This is a genomic window from Janthinobacterium sp. BJB426 (genome assembly GCF_002735705.1).
In the GTDB taxonomy this organism is placed as follows: Bacteria; Pseudomonadota; Gammaproteobacteria; order Burkholderiales; family Burkholderiaceae_D; genus Janthinobacterium.
In genome coordinates this window covers 21204-37552 of the sequence record NZ_PDZL01000017.1, presented here as the reverse complement: position 1 = coordinate 37552, position 16349 = coordinate 21204, and the positions used below count along the sequence as shown (strand labels likewise).

Annotated in this window: 18 protein-coding genes; 13 read left to right on the top strand and 5 right to left on the bottom strand. The window is 61.5% G+C overall.

All coding sequences use genetic code 11. The features are described from left to right. The first annotated feature begins 79 nt into the window (after window positions 1–79). Together CSQ93_RS22440 and erpA are read left to right on the top strand one after the other, a co-directional pair. Window positions 80–469, top strand: a complete 390-nt coding sequence (locus tag CSQ93_RS22440) for a bactofilin family protein (RefSeq protein WP_035828615.1) — start codon at window positions 80–82, stop codon at window positions 467–469. Between the two features lie 98 nt (window positions 470–567). Further along, window positions 568–930: an iron-sulfur cluster insertion protein ErpA gene (gene erpA, locus CSQ93_RS22435; RefSeq protein WP_029496047.1), complete on the top strand. Its 363-nt coding sequence runs from the start codon at window positions 568–570 to the stop codon at window positions 928–930. 74 nt (window positions 931–1004) lie between these two features. Here the strand turns inward: erpA and CSQ93_RS22430 are convergent, their stop codons facing one another. Both CSQ93_RS22430 and CSQ93_RS22425 read right to left on the bottom strand, forming a co-directional pair. Next, the gene (locus CSQ93_RS22430) at window positions 1005–2096 is read right to left on the bottom strand and encodes an anhydro-N-acetylmuramic acid kinase (RefSeq protein WP_099379946.1); all 1092 of its coding nucleotides are present in this window, start codon (window positions 2094–2096) and stop codon (window positions 1005–1007) included. A 122-nt stretch (window positions 2097–2218) separates the two neighbouring features. Further along, complete coding sequence (locus CSQ93_RS22425; protein ID WP_099379945.1) at window positions 2219–3586, bottom strand: M23 family metallopeptidase; 1368 nt, start codon at window positions 3584–3586, stop codon at window positions 2219–2221. Window positions 3587–3740: 154 nt separating this feature from the next. Here CSQ93_RS22425 and tyrS point away from each other — a divergent pair, with 154 nt between their 5' ends. From tyrS to CSQ93_RS22370, 11 genes are all read left to right on the top strand, one after another. Then, window positions 3741–5006: a tyrosine--tRNA ligase gene (tyrS, locus tag CSQ93_RS22420; RefSeq protein ID WP_099379944.1), complete on the top strand. Its 1266-nt coding sequence runs from the start codon at window positions 3741–3743 to the stop codon at window positions 5004–5006. Continuing rightward, entirely contained in the window at window positions 5003–5452 is a 450-nt protein-coding gene (gene dtd / locus CSQ93_RS22415) for a D-aminoacyl-tRNA deacylase (RefSeq protein WP_099379943.1), read from the top strand. The genes tyrS and dtd overlap by 4 nt, the downstream gene beginning before the upstream one ends. Before the next feature lie 26 nt (window positions 5453–5478). Further along, the gene (locus CSQ93_RS22410; protein WP_099379942.1) at window positions 5479–6117 is read left to right on the top strand and encodes a YbhB/YbcL family Raf kinase inhibitor-like protein; all 639 of its coding nucleotides are present in this window, start codon (window positions 5479–5481) and stop codon (window positions 6115–6117) included. 3 nt (window positions 6118–6120) lie between these two features. Continuing rightward, a complete protein-coding gene (locus CSQ93_RS22405) occupies window positions 6121–6765 on the top strand; it encodes a histidine phosphatase family protein (protein WP_099379941.1) in 645 nt (214 codons plus the stop codon). 118 nt (window positions 6766–6883) lie between these two features. Then, complete coding sequence (gene dusB, locus CSQ93_RS22400; protein WP_099379940.1) at window positions 6884–7936, top strand: tRNA dihydrouridine synthase DusB; 1053 nt, start codon at window positions 6884–6886, stop codon at window positions 7934–7936. A gap of 168 nt (window positions 7937–8104) precedes the next feature. Beyond that, window positions 8105–8338, top strand: coding sequence for a helix-turn-helix domain-containing protein (locus CSQ93_RS22395; protein WP_008445162.1), 234 nt, complete (start codon window positions 8105–8107; stop codon window positions 8336–8338). A gap of 107 nt (window positions 8339–8445) precedes the next feature. After that, window positions 8446–10032 carry a bifunctional phosphoribosylaminoimidazolecarboxamide formyltransferase/IMP cyclohydrolase gene (gene purH, locus CSQ93_RS22390; RefSeq protein WP_035824592.1) on the top strand — a complete coding sequence of 529 codons (1587 nt, stop codon included), beginning with the start codon at window positions 8446–8448 and terminating at the stop codon, window positions 10030–10032. A gap of 98 nt (window positions 10033–10130) precedes the next feature. Continuing rightward, entirely contained in the window at window positions 10131–10670 is a 540-nt protein-coding gene (ruvC, locus tag CSQ93_RS22385; RefSeq protein WP_099379939.1) for a crossover junction endodeoxyribonuclease RuvC, read from the top strand. A gap of 35 nt (window positions 10671–10705) precedes the next feature. Next, a complete protein-coding gene (ruvA, locus tag CSQ93_RS22380) occupies window positions 10706–11284 on the top strand; it encodes a Holliday junction branch migration protein RuvA (protein ID WP_099379938.1) in 579 nt (192 codons plus the stop codon). Window positions 11285–11290: 6 nt separating this feature from the next. Continuing rightward, window positions 11291–12346, top strand: coding sequence for a Holliday junction branch migration DNA helicase RuvB (ruvB, locus tag CSQ93_RS22375; protein ID WP_034749202.1), 1056 nt, complete (start codon window positions 11291–11293; stop codon window positions 12344–12346). 32 nt (window positions 12347–12378) lie between these two features. Then, window positions 12379–12855 (top strand): YaiI/YqxD family protein, encoded by a 477-nt coding sequence (locus tag CSQ93_RS22370; RefSeq protein WP_099380012.1) that lies wholly within the window; start codon window positions 12379–12381, stop codon window positions 12853–12855. A gap of 41 nt (window positions 12856–12896) precedes the next feature. On the opposite strand, the gene CSQ93_RS22365 is transcribed toward CSQ93_RS22370, so the two are convergent. From CSQ93_RS22365 to CSQ93_RS22355, 3 genes are all read right to left on the bottom strand, one after another. Beyond that, window positions 12897–14036, bottom strand: a complete 1140-nt coding sequence (locus CSQ93_RS22365; protein ID WP_099379937.1) for an OmpA family protein — start codon at window positions 14034–14036, stop codon at window positions 12897–12899. A gap of 13 nt (window positions 14037–14049) precedes the next feature. Further along, window positions 14050–15567: an ice-binding family protein gene (locus CSQ93_RS22360; protein ID WP_099379936.1), complete on the bottom strand. Its 1518-nt coding sequence runs from the start codon at window positions 15565–15567 to the stop codon at window positions 14050–14052. Window positions 15568–15849: 282 nt separating this feature from the next. Continuing rightward, window positions 15850–16317 (bottom strand): DUF2147 domain-containing protein, encoded by a 468-nt coding sequence (locus tag CSQ93_RS22355; protein ID WP_099379935.1) that lies wholly within the window; start codon window positions 16315–16317, stop codon window positions 15850–15852. Window positions 16318–16349: the final 32 nt, after the last annotated feature.

Here is a 16349-nt window from a genome sequence, read left to right as displayed (position 1 = left end):
TGTGCTTGCGCAGGTCCGGCGCCTTTTTGCCGGACCTGTGATAAATTGGACTGCCACGTACCCCGACAGGATGACGTTCATGTTCGAGCGCAACGCGAAAAACCCCATCGATACCCTGATCGGCGCTGCCACGCGGATCGAGGGCGACTTGCTGTTTTGCGGCGGCCTGCGCATCGACGGCCATGTGCGCGGCAATGTCACGGGCGAGCCGGGCGAGCCCACGTATGTGGTGCTGGGCGAGGCGGGCCGCATCGATGGCGAGGTGCGCTGCTCGAGCCTGGTCGTCAGCGGCGAGATCAATGGCCCCGTGTATGTGTCCGAAATGCTTGAAATCCAGCCAAAAGCCCGCATTGTAGGAGAGGTCTATTACAAGGTGCTGGAAATGCACAGCGGCGCCCTGGTGCAGGGCAAGCTCAGCCGGCACGACAGCGCCGACCCCGTGCTGCACCTGGCCGTATCGGAAATGTGAGCAGGAACAACACCGTCCAGCCGCATCAGCGGCGGCCGCAGCGCGAGTTGCGCCAACAGTCTATAATGACTTAATGTTTTCTAGTAGGAGTGCCTGATATGAATGCCGTCGCTGAAATGCAAGATGTGATCCCTTCCCCTATTATCTTTACCGATAGCGCCGCTGAAAAAGTCGCGCAGCTGATCGAAGAAGAAGGCAATCCCGACCTGAAATTGCGCGTCTTCGTGCAGGGTGGCGGCTGCTCCGGTTTCCAGTACGGTTTCACCTTCGACGAAATCGTCAACGAAGATGACACCACCATGGTCAAGAACGGCGTCCAGCTGTTGATCGATTCCATGAGCTACCAGTACCTGGTCGGCGCGGAAATCGACTACAAGGATGACCTGGAAGGCGCGCAGTTCGTGATCAAGAATCCGACCGCGACGTCGACCTGCGGTTGCGGTTCTTCGTTCTCCGTTTAAGTACTAAACTGGGCAAGCAAGAAAATAGCGGATCGATGATCCGCTATTTGTGTTTCTGGAATAGTTATTCCATGTCAACGTGGGTACAGCGCTCCCAGTACCCGCAACCCCTGCGCACCCGTCACCGTGGGTAAATTGCCCGGCTTGCGTTGCGTAAAACGCCAGGCCAGCCAGGCGAACGCCAGCGCCTCGACCTGGCTCGGCGCCACGCCCAGGGCTGCAGTCGATTCCACCGCCATGCCCGGCAATTGCCGGGCCAGCGCCGCCATCAGGCTGGCGTTCTGCGCGCCGCCGCCACATACATAGACCGTTTCCGCCGTTGCCCCGTCGCGCAAGATGGCGTGCGCCAGGCTGGCGGCCGTCAGCTGCGTCAGGGTCGCCTGCACGTCGGCAGGCTTGGCCAGCGGATAGTTGCTCAGCTTGCTATTCAGCCAGTCGGCATGGAACAGGTCGCGTCCCGTGCTTTTTGGCGCCGGCAAGTCAAAATACGGGTCGTTGAGCAATTCCGCCAGCAGGGCAGGGATGACCTGGCCTGTCGCTGCCCAGGCGCCGTTGGCATCGTAGGGCTGGCCCAGGTGCTGCAGGACCCAGCCATCCATCAGCGCATTGCCGGGACCCGTGTCGTAGCCCGTCACCGTGCCGTCCGCGTGCAGCACGCTGATATTGCTGATGCCGCCGATATTGGCAAGCACGCGCGTGTGGCCGGGCAAATTGAAAATGGCCTGGTGAAAAGCAGGCACCAGCGGCGCGCCCTGGCCGCCGGCCGCCACGTCGCGGCTGCGCAAGTCGGCGATGACGTCGATGCCCGTCAGTTCAGCCAGCAGGGCCGGGTTGTTCAGCTGGCGCGTAAAGCCCAGCTCGGGGCGGTGGCGGATGGTCTGGCCATGCGCGCCGATGGCGACGATGGCGTCCGCGACTATGCCCGCGTTGCCTAAAAGCATGGCGACGCAATCGGCGTAATGGCGCACGAGTTGGTTTGCCGCCAGCGCTTCACGTTCGATTTCATTCTGGCCGGCACTTTGCAACGCCATCAGGTCGGCGCGCAGGCTGGCGGGGAAAGGAATGTACGCATCGCCCAGGCTGCGCGTGCCCTCGTCGGAAAAGTCGACCAGCGCGCCGTCGACGCCGTCCAGGCTGGTGCCCGACATTAAACCGATATACAGCATGGTGTTTCCTCGCGTGCGTAAGTGATGGATGCATTGTGCCGCATTTTCCTGCGCACATAAAACAAAGGCACCGGCCATCTGCATGGGCGGTGCCTTTATATATTGCCCGAAGGCAGTGTTGCTTAACGCGACGCCAGCGCCGTGTCGTTCGGACGCAGCAGGGTGAAGCGGTGCATCATGTCATTGGACACCATGCGGAAGCGGCTCAGCTCGGCAGCCGTCAATGGCGCCTGGGCTTGTACGTTCAGCTTGCTTGGGTCTTGTGCCACGCCGCCGACGCGGAATTCATAGTGCAAATGGGCGCCCGTGGACCAGCCGGTGGTGCCGACGTAGCCGATCACATCGCCCTGGCTGACTTTTTGACCTTTTTTCAGGCCCGAAGCGAAGCGGCTCATGTGCGCATAGGCGGTGGTGTAGTTGGCCCAGTGTTTCAGGACAACAACATTGCCGTAACCGTTTTGGCTGCCAACGGAATCGACCACGCCGTCGCCCGAAGCGCGGATAGGGGTGCCCGTTGCTGCAGCGAAATCGATGCCCTTGTGCGCTTTCCAGTTGCCGGAAATCGGGTGCACGCGCATGGAGAAGCCGGACGAGATGCGGGAGAATTCGAGAGGGGATTTCAGGAAGGCTTTTTTGAGGGACTTGCCGTCGAAACTGTAGTAACCGCCGCCTTGCTTGCTGGCTGGGTCTTCGAACCAAACGGATTGGTAAGTCGTGCCGCGGTTGGTGAATTCACCGGCCAGGATGCGGCCCGCTCGGACAAATTCGCCATCTTGCCAGAATGTTTCGTAGACAACATTGAACGAGTCGCCGCGTTTCAGGTCGGAGCGGAAGTCGATATTGGTGGAGAACATTTCCACGATTTGCGCGGAAATCGAGTCTGGCAGGCGGGTGCCGTCCAGGCTGGAGTCGGTGGCGGCGAACAGGGTGGAAGTAATCTTGCGCGCGTGCATTTCAACGCGGCGTTCCAGCTGGGCTGCCACTTCCGTGGCCACGAACTTGTCGCCCTTGCGGGTGATCAGGATGTTCTTGACCGATTTGTCCGTGCCGTCGACGAGGGTGGCGCGCATCCAGTTGAGGTCGCCGTTTTCGGACGTTTGCGCTTGCACGCGCTTGCCCGATTTCAGCAACATCACGCCGCGCGCGATCTTGTCGGTTTTGATGAAATTGGCGGCCACAGGATCATCCACGCCGAGACGTGTCAGCAGGGTGGCGAGGGTATCGCCAGCGCGGACTTTTTCTTCGTGGGTGAAATTCTGGTCTACCTGTTCCATCGCGGAAATTTGCGAGGCGAGATCAGGCATTTCCAGGTTCTGGGCGATGGACGTGACCGGCAGGTCAGACGCATCGGGCGCCATGGGCGACACAGCGACCGCGCCGAAGGCGGCCACGGCGAGCAGCACTGCGGACGCGCCGATAATGCGTGCCTTGCGTGTCGTCGTCAACTGTGTGTACAAGCGTGAGCCTGTGATTTTATGTATAGGGTTCATGCAATCAGTTAAAATTTGCCCTTGAACGATTCGTGAACTAGTGCTCTTTGTTATTGTTATTTTGGTTCGTTTTCATACGGCAAGATTGATGGGATCGAGCATTATAGCAAACTCCGCAAACCTACTACCATTTTGAGATCTACAGTCAAATTTTATGGAAATCAACACCACCGCATCGCCTACAAAGGCTAACGCCGCTCAGACCGCGCTTCCGCTGTCGGACAGAGTACAAGAAGCCCTCGCGATTACCAAGCGTGGCGTCGACGAACTCTTGATCGAAAGCGAATTTGCGCAAAAATTAGCACGCTCCGAGAAAACCGGTGTTCCACTGCGCATCAAACTGGGCCTGGACCCGACCGCACCCGACTTGCATCTGGGCCACACTGTCGTGCTGAACAAGATGCGCCAGCTGCAAAACCTCGGTCATCAAGTCATTTTCCTCATCGGCGACTTCACGTCCATGATCGGCGACCCTTCGGGCCGCAATGTCACGCGCCCGCCGTTGACCAAGGAACAGATCGAGATTAACGCGATGACGTATTTCGCGCAAGCATCTTTGGTGCTGGACGCCAGCAAGACCGAAATCCGCTATAACTCCGAGTGGTGCGATCCGCTGGGCGCGCGCGGCATCATCCAACTCGCTTCCCACTACACGGTGGCGCGCATGATCGAGCGCGACGACTTTACCAAGCGCTTCCAGGGCGGCATTCCTATTTCCGTCCATGAATTCCTGTACCCGCTGATGCAGGGTTACGACTCGGTGGCCCTGAAATCGGACCTGGAACTGGGCGGCACGGACCAGAAGTTCAACCTGCTGGTGGGCCGCGAACTGCAAAAGCAGTACGGACAGGAGCAGCAGTGTATTTTGACCATGCCGCTGCTGGAAGGTTTGGACGGCGTGGAAAAAATGTCCAAGTCGAAGAATAACTACATCGGCATCACGGAACCTGGCAACACCATGTTCGCCAAGCTGATGAGCATTTCCGACGTCATGATGTGGCGCTACTACGAGCTGCTGTCGTGGCGCTCGATCGCCGAACTGGCGCAGCTGAAGCGTGAAGTCGAGGAAGGCCGCAATCCGCGCGACGCCAAGGTTGCGCTGGCGCAAGAGATCGTCGCCCGCTTCCACTCGCAGCAGGCGGCGGAAGATGCGCTGGCCGACTTCGTCAACCGCTCGAAGGGCGGCATCCCCGACGATATCCCGGAAGTGACCTTGGCCGGCGCACCGCTGGGCATCCCGCAGTTGCTGAAACAGGCTGGCCTGTGTCCGTCGACGTCGGAAGCCATGCGCAAGATCGACCAGGGCGGCGTGCGCATCGATGGCGCCGTCATCAGCGACAAGGGCTTGCAAGTGGACGCCGGCCAGTTCGTGTTGCAAGTTGGCAAGCGCAGTTTCGCGCGCGTCACCTTGACGGCATGATCGCGCTGTTGCAGCGCGTTACGCAGGCGAAGGTCGATGTTGCCGGCGCCACCATCGGCGCCATCGACGCTGGCCTGATGGTGCTCGTGTGCGCGGAGCGGGGTGATACCGAGAAGGAGGCAGACGCCCTGCTGGCCAAGCTGCTCGGCTACCGCGTGTTTACCGACGAGGCGGGCAAGATGAACCGCAGCGTGACGGACGTGGCCGGCGGCCTGCTGCTGGTGCCGCAGTTCACCTTGGCGGCCGACACCAAGTCCGGCACGCGCCCGTCGTTCACGCCGGCGGCCGCGCCGCAGGACGGCTTGCGCCTGTTCACGCATTTCGTGGACCAGGCGCGCAGCCGCCATGCGACCGTGCAAACGGGGCAGTTTGGTGCCGACATGCAAGTGTCGCTGACGAACGACGGCCCGGTGACCTTCTGGCTGCAAGTGAATGCCAAGCAATAAATAAAAACTATAAAGAGGAGCAAGCGATGAAATTGTGGAGCGAGACGTTTCGTGATGGCGGCCTGATGCCGGCCGAATATACTTTTGCCGAGATCGATCCGGCCAGCCGCGTGCGCCTCGCAGGCAACCGCAATCCCCATCTGGCCTGGGATGAGGTGCCCAACGGTACCGAGTCGCTCGCCCTGTTCTGCATCGACCCCGATGCGCCGCAAGACGCCAGCCTGGCCAACCGCGATGACCAGGCGTTGCCGCTGACGGCGCTGCGCGGCGACTTTTATCACTGGAGCTTGCTCGACTTGCCGCCTGCCATGCGGGTTATTGCCGCCGGAGAATTTTCCAGCGGCATCACCCCGCGCGGCAAGGCTGCCGGCACTGGTACAGGGCTGCGTCAGGGCCTCAACGACTACACGGCCTGGTTTGCCGGCGATGCGGCCATGGCCGGCGATTATTACGGTTATGATGGCCCGTGCCCGCCGTGGAACGACGAGCGCATCCATCACTATATCTTCCGTCTGTACGCGCTCGACGTGCCACAGTTGGCCTTGCCTGAGCGTTTTACGGGGCAGCAAGCGCATGCCGCCCTGTACGGCCACATCCTCGACGAAGCCCAACTCGTCGTCGCCTATTCGCTCAATCCCGAGTTGGCACTTACCCTGAAGAAATAAAGCATGAGCACCACGATCTTACTGATACGCCATGGCGAAACGGCCTGGAATGCGGGCCGCCGCCTGCAGGGCCATATCGACATCGCCTTGAACGAGGCGGGCCTGACGCAAGCGGCCGCGCTGGGGCAGGCGCTGGCGGACGAACCGCTGGCCGCCATCCTCGCCAGCGATTTGCAGCGCGCGCAGCAGACGGCGCAAGCCGTGGCCGACGTGAAAGATTTACCCGTGCAAACGGATCCCTTGCTGCGCGAGCGCTGCTATGGCTCCTTCGAAGGCTTGCTGTATGCGGATATTGCCGCGCGCTATCCGCACGAGTATGCGCAGTGGCAATCGCGCCAGATCGATGCCGTGATGCCGTCGGGCGAGCGCCAGGCCGAAAGTTTCCGCCAGTTTTATGCGCGCGCGAATGGCGCCATCGCCCGCTGGGCCCGGCAGTACGACGGCCAGACGATCGCCATCGTGGCCCACGGCGGCGTGCTCGAGTGCGCTTACCGCGAGGCGGTCGGCATGACGCTCGACAGTCCGCGCGACTTCCAGGTCAAAAATGCCAGCGTCAACCGTTTTTCTTACGCCGACGGCAAACTGCATTTAGTGCACTGGGGAAATATCGAACACCTGAGCGCGCCCGCGATGGACGAGCTGGGCTAAGAGCGCTCCAAGCGGCCTCATCGTCACTCTGACGCACTGAGCTAAAAAAATAGTGCTTATTAATTAGGCAGGGAATCGGTTAAAATAGCAGGTTCCTCCGTCCATTCCAGGTTCTTCAGTGCAAATCGGCCCTCACATTCTGCGCAACAACGTTTTCGTCGCTCCCATGGCGGGCGTGACGGATCGGCCTTTCCGCCAGTTGTGCAAGCAGTTGGGTGCCGGTTACGCCGTGTCGGAGATGGCGGCGTCGAATCCGCGCCTGTGGGCGACGGAAAAAAGCTCGCGCCGCACGGACCATGAAGGCGAAATGGAACCGAAAGCCGTGCAGATCGCCGGCGCCGATCCGCAAGACCTGGCCGACTGCGCCAAGTTCAATGTGGACCGGGGCGCGCAGATCATCGACATCAACATGGGTTGCCCAGTCAAAAAGGTGTGCAACAGCTGGTGCGGTTCGGCCCTGCTGCAAAACGAAAGCCTGGTCGAAAAGATCTTGCACGCCGTCGTCAACGCCGTTGACGTGCCCGTCACCCTGAAATTTCGCACGGGCTGGAACCGCGAAAACAAGAACGCCCTGAAAATCGCCCGCATTGCCGAGCAAGCCGGCATCCAGATGCTGACCCTGCACGGCCGCACGCGCGCCGATGGCTACAAGGGCGATGCCGAATATGAAACCATTGCCGCCGTGAAAGCATCGGTGGGCATTCCCGTGGTGGCCAATGGCGACATTACCAGCCCGGAAAAGGCCCGTTTTGTGCTGGATCAAACGGGCGCCGATGCCGTCATGATCGGCCGCGCGGCGCAGGGCAGGCCGTGGATTTGCCGCGAAATCGACCATTTTTTGCGCACCGGCACCTTGCTGCCGGCGCCGTACGTGGATGAAGTGCGTAGCCTGATGGATGAGCATTTGCGCGCCCATTACGCGTTTTATGGGGAATTTCTCGGCGTGCGCACGGCGCGCAAGCACATCGGCTGGTATGTCAAGGATCTGGAAGGCGGCGAAGCGTTCCGGCAGCAAATGAACTTGCTGGAGTCGACGGACGCGCAGTTGCTGGCCGTCGATCAATTTTTTGAGTCGCAATGGAAATTTGGCGAACGGTTACAATACCGCCTCTCCGAATCCAGTGAAAGTGGCCTGATCGATGTGATCAAACCGATGGCCACGGCAGCATGAGCAGATAGCAACAAGCAGGGTAAATCAGTTACCAGCAGTACAAGGGCGAGCGCCTATACAGAGCGTCATGCAATATTAATTACAACACCGAGGCAAGAGGGCAGCACGCGGACCGCATGAGCGACGCGGCACCGGATAGCCAGGTGTTCAGCCGGTTGAAGCATAAAAATGAGCAAAGAAAGCATTCAGGAAGTCGTACAGAAAAGTCTAGAAGATTACTTCAATGACCTGGGCGAACAGCAAGCATCGAATATCTATGACATGGTCGTACTGACCGTGGAAAAGCCCATCCTGGAAGTCGTGATGACACGCGCCGATGGCAACCAGTCGCACGCCGCGCAGATGCTGGGCATCAACCGCAATACCCTGCGCAAGAAATTGCAGGAGCACGGTTTGCTGTAATGCCGGCATGCAAGTGACGCCAAGATTTGAATCCGCCGCAGCGGGCCCAGCCTGTTAGCTGACCGCTGCGCCATTCGCCAAGAACACTTAACCACCTAGCCACAGCCATGATCAAACAAGCTCTCCTCTCCGTTTCCGACAAGACCGGCGTTCTCGAATTCGCCCGCGCCCTGTCCGCCCTCGGCGTCAACCTCCTGTCCACGGGCGGCACCGCCAAATTGCTGGCAGACAACGGTGTTCCTGTGACGGAAGTTGCCGATTACACGGGTTTCCCGGAGATGCTCGATGGCCGTGTGAAAACCCTGCACCCGAAAGTGCACGGCGGTATCCTGGCGCGCCGCGATTTCCCTGAGCACATGTCGAAACTGGTCGAGCACGACATGCCGACCATCGACATGGTGGTGGTGAATCTTTACCCGTTCCAGGGCACGGTCGCCAAGGCCGATTGCACCCTGGAAGACGCGATCGAAAACATCGATATCGGCGGCCCGACCATGCTGCGTTCGGCTGCCAAGAACCACAAGGACGTGGTTGTCATTTGCGATCCGACCGACTACGACGCGGTGCTGGCGGAAATGCGCTCGGCCGACGGCAAGGCAGGCGACGTCAGCTATGACACCAAATTCATGCTGGCGAAAAAAGTCTTTGCGCACACGGCGCAATACGATGGCGCCATCACCAACTACCTGACCAGCCTGGGCCCGACGAAAGTGCACGCCGAGCGCGGCGCTTATCCGCAAATCCTGAACGTGGCCTTTGAAAAAGTGCAAGACATGCGCTACGGTGAAAACCCGCACCAGAGCGCCGCCTTCTACCGCGACCTCGTCACCACCGACGGCGCGCTGGCCAACTATCGCCAGCTGCAAGGTAAGGAATTGTCGTACAACAACATCGCCGACGCTGATGCGGCCTGGGAATGCGTGAAGAGCATGGGCGGCTTCGAGCAGAGCGCCGCTTGCGTCATCGTCAAGCACGCGAACCCGTGCGGCGTGGCCCTGGGCAAGAATGCGGCGGAAGCGTATGCGCGCGCCCTGCAGACGGACCCGACCTCGGCATTCGGCGGCATCATCGCCTTCAACACGGAACTCGACGGCGCCACGGCCGGCGAAATCGCCAAGCTGTTCGTCGAAGTGCTGATCGCCCCGTCGTTCTCCGCTGAAGCGAAACAGATTCTGTCGAGCAAGCAAAACGTGCGCATGCTGGAAATCCCGCTGGGCAGCGGCGTGCACGCCATGGACTTCAAGCGCGTCGGTGGCGGCTTGCTGGTGCAATCGCCGGACGCGAAAAACGTCGGTATCGGCGACTTGCGCGTGGTCAGCAAGCTGCAGCCAACGCCGCAGCAGCTGGCCGACCTGATGTTTGCCTGGAAAGTGGCGAAATTCGTCAAGTCGAACGCCATCGTCTTCTGCGGCAATAACATGACGCTGGGCGTGGGCGCCGGCCAGATGAGCCGCATCGACTCGGCCCGTATCGCTTCCATCAAGGCGCAAAACGCCGGCCTGAGCCTGACCGGTTCCGTCGTGGCGTCGGACGCCTTCTTCCCGTTCCGCGACGGCCTCGACGTCGTCGTTGACGCGGGCGCGACCTGCGTGATCCACCCGGGCGGCTCCATGCGCGACCAGGAAGTGATCGATGCGGCGGACGAGCGCGGCGTCGTAATGCTTTATACCGGAACGCGTCACTTCCGTCATTGATCTGGAACAGGCCGGGATTCCATACTCGGCCAGCAGTAACTCAGCGGCAGGCACCGGTTATTCACCGGTGCCTGCCGTATTCATTATAGAATCTGGCGATGATTATTCTTGGCATCGATCCTGGCCTGCGCACGACCGGCTTTGGGGTCATTGAAAAACACGGCAACAAGCTGCGCTATATCGCTTCGGGTACCGTCAAGACGGGTTCCGAAGGGGAATTGCCGCCGCGCCTGAAGATCATCCTGCAGGGCGTGAGCGAAATCGTCGGCACTTACCAGCCCGATTGCGCGGCCATCGAAAAAGTGTTTGTCAACGTCAATCCCCAATCGACCTTGCTGCTGGGCCAGGCGCGTGGCGCGGCCATTTGTGCGTTGGTCAACGCCGACCTGTCGGTGGCCGAATACACGGCGCTGCAAGTGAAACAGGCTGTCACGGGCCATGGCAAGGCAGCCAAGGAGCAAGTGCAGGACATGGTGTCCCGGCTGCTGTCCTTGCCCGGCTTGCCCGGCACGGATGCGGCCGATGCCCTGGGCGTGGCTATTTGCCACGCCAACAGCCTCGACGCGCTGGCCATGCTCGGCGCGCTGGCGCCGCAACTGCAGGGTTTGCGCATGAAGCGCGGCCGCCTCGTTGGATAAGGCATCACTCTGAAATTTAACATTAGGAACACGCGATGATAGGCCGTCTCTCCGGTATTTTGCTTGAAAAGAATCCGCCACAATTGCTGGTCGATTGCCAGGGCGTCGGCTATGAAGTCGACGTGCCGATGAGCACCTTTTACAACTTGCCCCACGTGGGTGAAAAAGTCGTGCTGTTCACGCACCAGGCCATCCGCGAAGATGCGCATTTGCTGTTTGGCTTTGGCAATACGGCCGAGCGGGCCGTATTCCGCCAGTTGATCAAGATCACGGGCGTGGGCGCGCGCATGGCCTTGTCGATTCTCTCCGGCATGACGATCGCCGACCTGGCCCAAGCCATTACCCTGCAGGATTCTGGCCGCCTCGTGAAAGTGCCCGGCATCGGCAAGAAGACGGCCGAACGCCTGCTGCTGGAATTGAAAGGCAAGCTGGGGGCCGATATCGGCGCCGGCGGCGCGCATGCGGCGCCGGATGCGCAATCGGACATTTTGAATGCCCTGGTCGCGCTCGGCTATTCGGACAAGGAAGCGCTGGCCGCCGTGAAAAACGTGCCGGCCGGCACCGGCGTGTCGGACGGCATCAAACTGGCGCTGAAAGCGCTGTCGAAAGGCTGATAGGGCATGAGCATCCAGACCGACAGCTTCACGGAACAGCGCATCATCGACGCGGCGCCCATCTCGCACAACGAAGAGGCCATCGAACGGGCCTTGCGTCCGAAGCAGCTCGACGAGTATGTGGGGCAGGAAAAGATCCGCGACCAGCTGGAAATCTTCATCACGGCCGCGCGCCAGCGCAAGGAAGCGCTCGACCATACTTTGTTGTTCGGTCCGCCGGGCCTGGGCAAGACGACCCTGGCGCACATCATCGCGCGCGAAATGGGCGTCAATTTGCGCCAGACTTCCGGCCCCGTGCTGGAACGCCCGGGCGACCTGGCGGCGATCTTGACGAACCTGGAAGCGAACGACGTCCTGTTCATCGATGAAATCCACCGCCTGTCGCCGGTTGTCGAGGAAATTTTATATCCGGCGCTTGAGGATTATCAGATCGATATCATGATCGGCGAAGGCCCGGCCGCCCGTTCCGTGAAACTCGATCTGCAACCGTTTACATTGGTGGGCGCCACCACGCGCGCCGGCATGCTGACCAATCCGCTGCGCGACCGCTTCGGCATCGTCGCGCGCCTGGAGTTTTACAACACGGGCGAACTGACGAAGATCGTCACGCGCAGCGCCGCCTTGCTGAAGGCCCCCATCGATCCGGAAGGCGCGCATGAGATCGCCCAGCGCGCCCGCGGCACGCCCCGCATCGCCAACCGTCTGTTGCGTCGCGTGCGCGATTTCGCGGAAGTCAAAAGCAATGGCGAGATCACCAAGGTGGTGGCCGACCGCGCGCTGGCCATGCTCGACGTCGATTCCGCTGGCTTTGACGTGATGGACCGCAAGCTGCTCGAAGCCGTGCTGTTCAAGTTCGGCGGCGGCCCCGTCGGCATTGGCAACCTGGCGGCTGCCATCGGCGAGGCGGCCGATACCATCGAAGACGTGCTGGAACCGTATCTGATCCAGCAAGGCTTTTTGCAGCGCACGCCGCGTGGCCGTGTCGCCACGCCAGCCGCCTACCTGCACTTCGGCGTCAGCGCGCCGCGCATGGGTCCTGGCGGCGAAGCGTGGGAACTGTGATGGCGGACGGCAGCCAGCAGGCCACGCCGGGGATGCAGATCTGGATCGACGCCGATGCCTGTCCCGTTGTCATCAAGGAAATTTTGTATAGAGTCGCCGACCGCCTGGAATTGCCGCTCACCCTGGTAGCTAACCAGGGCTTGCGCGTGCCGCCCTCGCGTTTTATCCGCACCGTGCAAGTGCCGTCCGGCGCAGATGTGGCCGACCAGGAAATCGTGCGTCTGTTGAATCCTGGCGACCTCGTCATCACGGGCGACATCCCGCTGGCCGCCGACGTGCTGACCAAGGGCGGTTTTGCGCTGAACCCGCGTGGCGAGTTTTACACGAAGGATAATATCGCCCAGCAACTGACGATGCGCGCCTTCATGGAAGAATTGCGCAGCGGCGGCGTCGACACGGGCGGCCCTGCCGCCTTCAGCCAGTCCGACAGGCAGCAGTTCGCCAACAGCCTGGACCGGCATTTGAGCAAGCATCACCGCAAGCCGGCGGCGGTCTTGCGCCAGACGTAAAAAAACCGGCGCAAGCCGGTTTTTTTACGCGTCAGTTTGATCTAGCGCAGCACTTTTCTTGTGCCCACCACTTCCACCGTCACGCGGCGGTTCTTGGCGCGGCCGGCGGCACTCGTGTTGTCGGCCACGGGCTGCGTTTCTCCCTTGCCTTCCGTGTAGACGCGGTTCGTTTCCACGCCTTGCGCCACCAGATAGGCCTTGACGGCTTCGGCGCGGCGCTGCGACAGTTTCTGATTGTAGGCGTCCGGGCCGACGGCATCCGTATGGCCGACCGCGACGATGACTTCCAGATCCATGCCCTTCAACTGGCCCAGCAACTGGTCCAGCGCCGCCTTGCCTTGCGGCTTGAGCGTCGATTGATCGAAATCAAACAATGCCTCCGAAGCAAACGACACTTTTTCCGCCACGGGCACCGGTGCGGGCTTGGCTTCGATCAGCGGCGCCGGCATCGCGACGACCGGGGCGACTTCGGGCGCCGGCTGGTAGGCGGGCGCGGCGCTGGTCGGGCGGCCCAGCTTATACACGAGGCTGACGGAATACAGGTCCGCATCGCCGCGGTTGCCGACGGCGTCGTTCAGGCGATAACGCTCGACTTCGCCGCGCAGTGCCAGCGCTTCGCTGAACTTGTATTCCAGGCCCAGGCCCAGCTTGGCGTTGAGCTTGCGCTCGCTGGCATGCATATTGGTCGAACCCAGCAGGCGATTGCCGCTGAACTCCGTGTTGGTCTTGGTGTAGTGCATGCCGACACGGCCCAGCAGGGACAAACGCTGCGACAGCGGCAGCTGGCCCAGCAAGTCCAGGTTCACGCCGCGAAAGGCCGCTTGACCGTTCAGCACGCCGTTGCCGCTGGTGGTCGACTGGAAATCGAACTTGCCCAGGTCAAAGTAGCCCGCTTCCACGGCGACATACTGGTTCAGTTGCCGTCCGACAAACAGTTTATAGCCGGTATCGCGCTGGTCCTTGCTGAAACCGGTGACGGTTTCGCCGTTGGCGGCCAGGCTGGCGCGCAGGCGCGGCTCGTCGATGGTGGCGCGCGACTGGCCCACGCCCGCGCCGATATACCAGGCGCTGTTGGCCCAGTCCGGGTTGATGAACGTGTTGTCCTGCGCTTGCGCCGATTGGGCTGCCAGCAAGGCGCCGGTGATGACGCTCAGGGCGCCCAGTGTGTGTGCGATAGTCATGGTCATGTCCCGGTTACTTGGTGATCTGGTTGTTGCGCAGGGTAACGGCGGCAGCCGTCAGCACGCGGCCATTGAGCAGGGTCGTGTTGTCGCCCACCGTGATGGCGGCCGACTGGCCCAGGATATTGCCCTTGAAGACGCTGTTCGCGGCCAGGGTGGTGGGGCCGACGGGCAGCCAGCTGACGTTGTCGGCCGTGGCGCCATTGTTCAGGGCAACTACCGAATTGACGGTCGAATCGAGCGTCAATGCCGTGCGGAAGATGTACACGCCGGGACCGTTCAGTGTCAGGCTACCCGTGATGCTGATGGCGCCCGCGTAGCAATACACGCCGGGTCCGAAGGTCTGGCCACCGAGGTCGATGCCGCCGGCAAAGCTGACGTCGCAGCTGCGGCTGTTGCCGTCCGTAATCGCCGCTTGCAGATCCGTCATGGCACCGGCCAGGATGGCGCCTGACTTGTAGTTGCTAAAGCCGGCCGCCTGGGTCGGATCGGTGGTCTGCGACGGCGCACCGACGTCGCCCGTGATCAGGGTGGTGCCGCCCGAATTATTCGTGATCGAAGTGCCGGCCAGTACGCCGAATGGTGCCGCGCGGCCCAGGATGATCGGGTTCAGGACGGGCGGGATGGCGACGGCCGTGACGGTCAGCAGCGCGCTGCCCGACTGGCCGTCAGCGGTGGCCGTGATGCCGCTGGTGCCGGCGGCGATGCCGGTAGCGACGCCCGTGTTCAGCACGCTGGCGTTGGCAACCGTGCCCGACGTCCAGATGGCGCCGTTGGTGATGATGGCGTTCGAGCTGTCCGAATACGTTGCGGTGGCAACGAATTGCTGTGTGGCACCGACAGCGATGCTGGCGGTGGCTGGCGTGACGGCGATGCTGACGATGGTGGCAGCAGGCACGGTGGCGGTGGTGCTGGCCGTCTTGCCGTTGAAGCTGGCATTCATGACGCTGCTGCCGGTAGCAACGCCGGTGACGAGGCCATTGCTGGCGACCGTGGCGACAGCGGGCGTAGCAGAAACGAAGCTGCTGCCGGCCGTGACGTCAGCGGTGCTGTTATCCGAATACGTGGCAAGGACGGCCAGCTGGCGCGTCGCGGCGACGGGGATGATCGGGTTCTGCGGCGCGACGGCGATCGACAGCAAGGTGGCTGGCGTGACGGTCAGCACGGCGCTGGCGCTCTTGCCGCCAAACGCGGCGCTGATGCCGCTGCTGCCGGCAGCGATGCCGGTGCTCAAGCCTGTGGCGGCATTGACGGTCGCGCTGGCCGGCGTGGCCGACGTCCAGGCCGACTTGGCGCTGACGTCTTGCGAGGAGCCGTCGCTATACGTAGCGATGGCCGTGAATTGCTGGCCCGCGCCGATCGCGACCGTGGCCGTGGCTGGCGTGACGACGAGGCTGGACAGGGTAGCGCCCGGCAAGCCGAGGATGGGATCGCGCCCCTGGTCACCGCCGCCGCAGCCGGCGAGGGCGGCCATGGCCAGCAAACCTGCCGAGACGAGCAGCGGGTTCAAGTATCGCTTGAAGAGATTCATAGTGTTCCTTTGTGCATGGCAGTCATTGCCGGGCATCCGCGGATGAGGTCATCCGGCAGAGCCATGCCGCCCGTCGCTACAGGCGATGGCGTCACAGGCATGCACTATTTCATTTAGGAAACTTCAAGTATGTTCGGTGGCGCGCATAGCTTGTCTTAGACTGGAAATGGGTTCCAAAGGGTGCGATTCGGCCTGAAAAACAACGGCCGTGTGCGGAGCGCAGGCGCAAAAAAGCCGGCGCAGGGCCGGCTTCATCAGGGATCAGGGCAGGGCGTGCGTCGCTTACTCTTCGCGCACCCACGTCTGCGAGCGGCCAAACATCGGCACGCCGACATAGCCGCGCACTTGCAGCTTGGTGCCGCCTTCCTGCAGTTCGGCCTTGCTCTTGTAGACCTTGCCGCTGGCCGGGTCCGTGATTTCACCGCCCGTCCATGCATCGCCGTCTTTTTTCAAACCCGTCAGGATGACCAAGCCGATGATGGGCTGGTCCTTGTTGGCGCCCGTGCACTTGTCGCACTTGGGGTTCTGATCTTCATTCGGGCCACGGAACAGCTTTTCGATCTTGCCTTGCAAGACGCCATTGTTTTCCGTGATGACGACGAGGGATTTCGGCTTGCCGCTGGCGTCGTCGATAGTTTTCCACGTACCCACGGGGGTGTGGTTATCGTCGCGCGCGGTGGCGCTGCCGGCGATGGCCAGGGCGGCCACCAGTACGCCTGCTTTAACACTTGCTGTGAATACTTTATGCATCGCTAGTCTCCATTGGTTTTTTTGATCGGATC

Excerpts from the sequence above, each read along its gene's own strand:
- CSQ93_RS22440 (WP_035828615.1), top strand. The coding sequence starts at position 80 with ATGTTCGAGCGCAACGCGAAAAACCCCATCGATACCCTGATCGGCGCT.
- erpA (WP_029496047.1), top strand. The coding sequence starts at position 568 with ATGAATGCCGTCGCTGAAATGCAAGATGTGATCCCTTCCCCTATTATC.
- CSQ93_RS22430 (WP_099379946.1), bottom strand. The coding sequence starts at position 2,096 with ATGCTGTATATCGGTTTAATGTCGGGCACCAGCCTGGACGGCGTCGAC.
- CSQ93_RS22425 (WP_099379945.1), bottom strand. The coding sequence starts at position 3,586 with ATGAACCCTATACATAAAATCACAGGCTCACGCTTGTACACACAGTTG.
- tyrS (WP_099379944.1), top strand. The coding sequence starts at position 3,741 with ATGGAAATCAACACCACCGCATCGCCTACAAAGGCTAACGCCGCTCAG.
- dtd (WP_099379943.1), top strand. The coding sequence starts at position 5,003 with ATGATCGCGCTGTTGCAGCGCGTTACGCAGGCGAAGGTCGATGTTGCC.
- CSQ93_RS22410 (WP_099379942.1), top strand. The coding sequence starts at position 5,479 with ATGAAATTGTGGAGCGAGACGTTTCGTGATGGCGGCCTGATGCCGGCC.
- CSQ93_RS22405 (WP_099379941.1), top strand. The coding sequence starts at position 6,121 with ATGAGCACCACGATCTTACTGATACGCCATGGCGAAACGGCCTGGAAT.
- CSQ93_RS22395 (WP_008445162.1), top strand. The coding sequence starts at position 8,105 with ATGAGCAAAGAAAGCATTCAGGAAGTCGTACAGAAAAGTCTAGAAGAT.
- purH (WP_035824592.1), top strand. The coding sequence starts at position 8,446 with ATGATCAAACAAGCTCTCCTCTCCGTTTCCGACAAGACCGGCGTTCTC.
- ruvC (WP_099379939.1), top strand. The coding sequence starts at position 10,131 with ATGATTATTCTTGGCATCGATCCTGGCCTGCGCACGACCGGCTTTGGG.
- ruvA (WP_099379938.1), top strand. The coding sequence starts at position 10,706 with ATGATAGGCCGTCTCTCCGGTATTTTGCTTGAAAAGAATCCGCCACAA.
- ruvB (WP_034749202.1), top strand. The coding sequence starts at position 11,291 with ATGAGCATCCAGACCGACAGCTTCACGGAACAGCGCATCATCGACGCG.
- CSQ93_RS22370 (WP_099380012.1), top strand. The coding sequence starts at position 12,379 with ATGCAGATCTGGATCGACGCCGATGCCTGTCCCGTTGTCATCAAGGAA.
- CSQ93_RS22365 (WP_099379937.1), bottom strand. The coding sequence starts at position 14,036 with ATGACTATCGCACACACACTGGGCGCCCTGAGCGTCATCACCGGCGCC.
- CSQ93_RS22360 (WP_099379936.1), bottom strand. The coding sequence starts at position 15,567 with ATGAATCTCTTCAAGCGATACTTGAACCCGCTGCTCGTCTCGGCAGGT.
- CSQ93_RS22355 (WP_099379935.1), bottom strand. The coding sequence starts at position 16,317 with ATGCATAAAGTATTCACAGCAAGTGTTAAAGCAGGCGTACTGGTGGCC.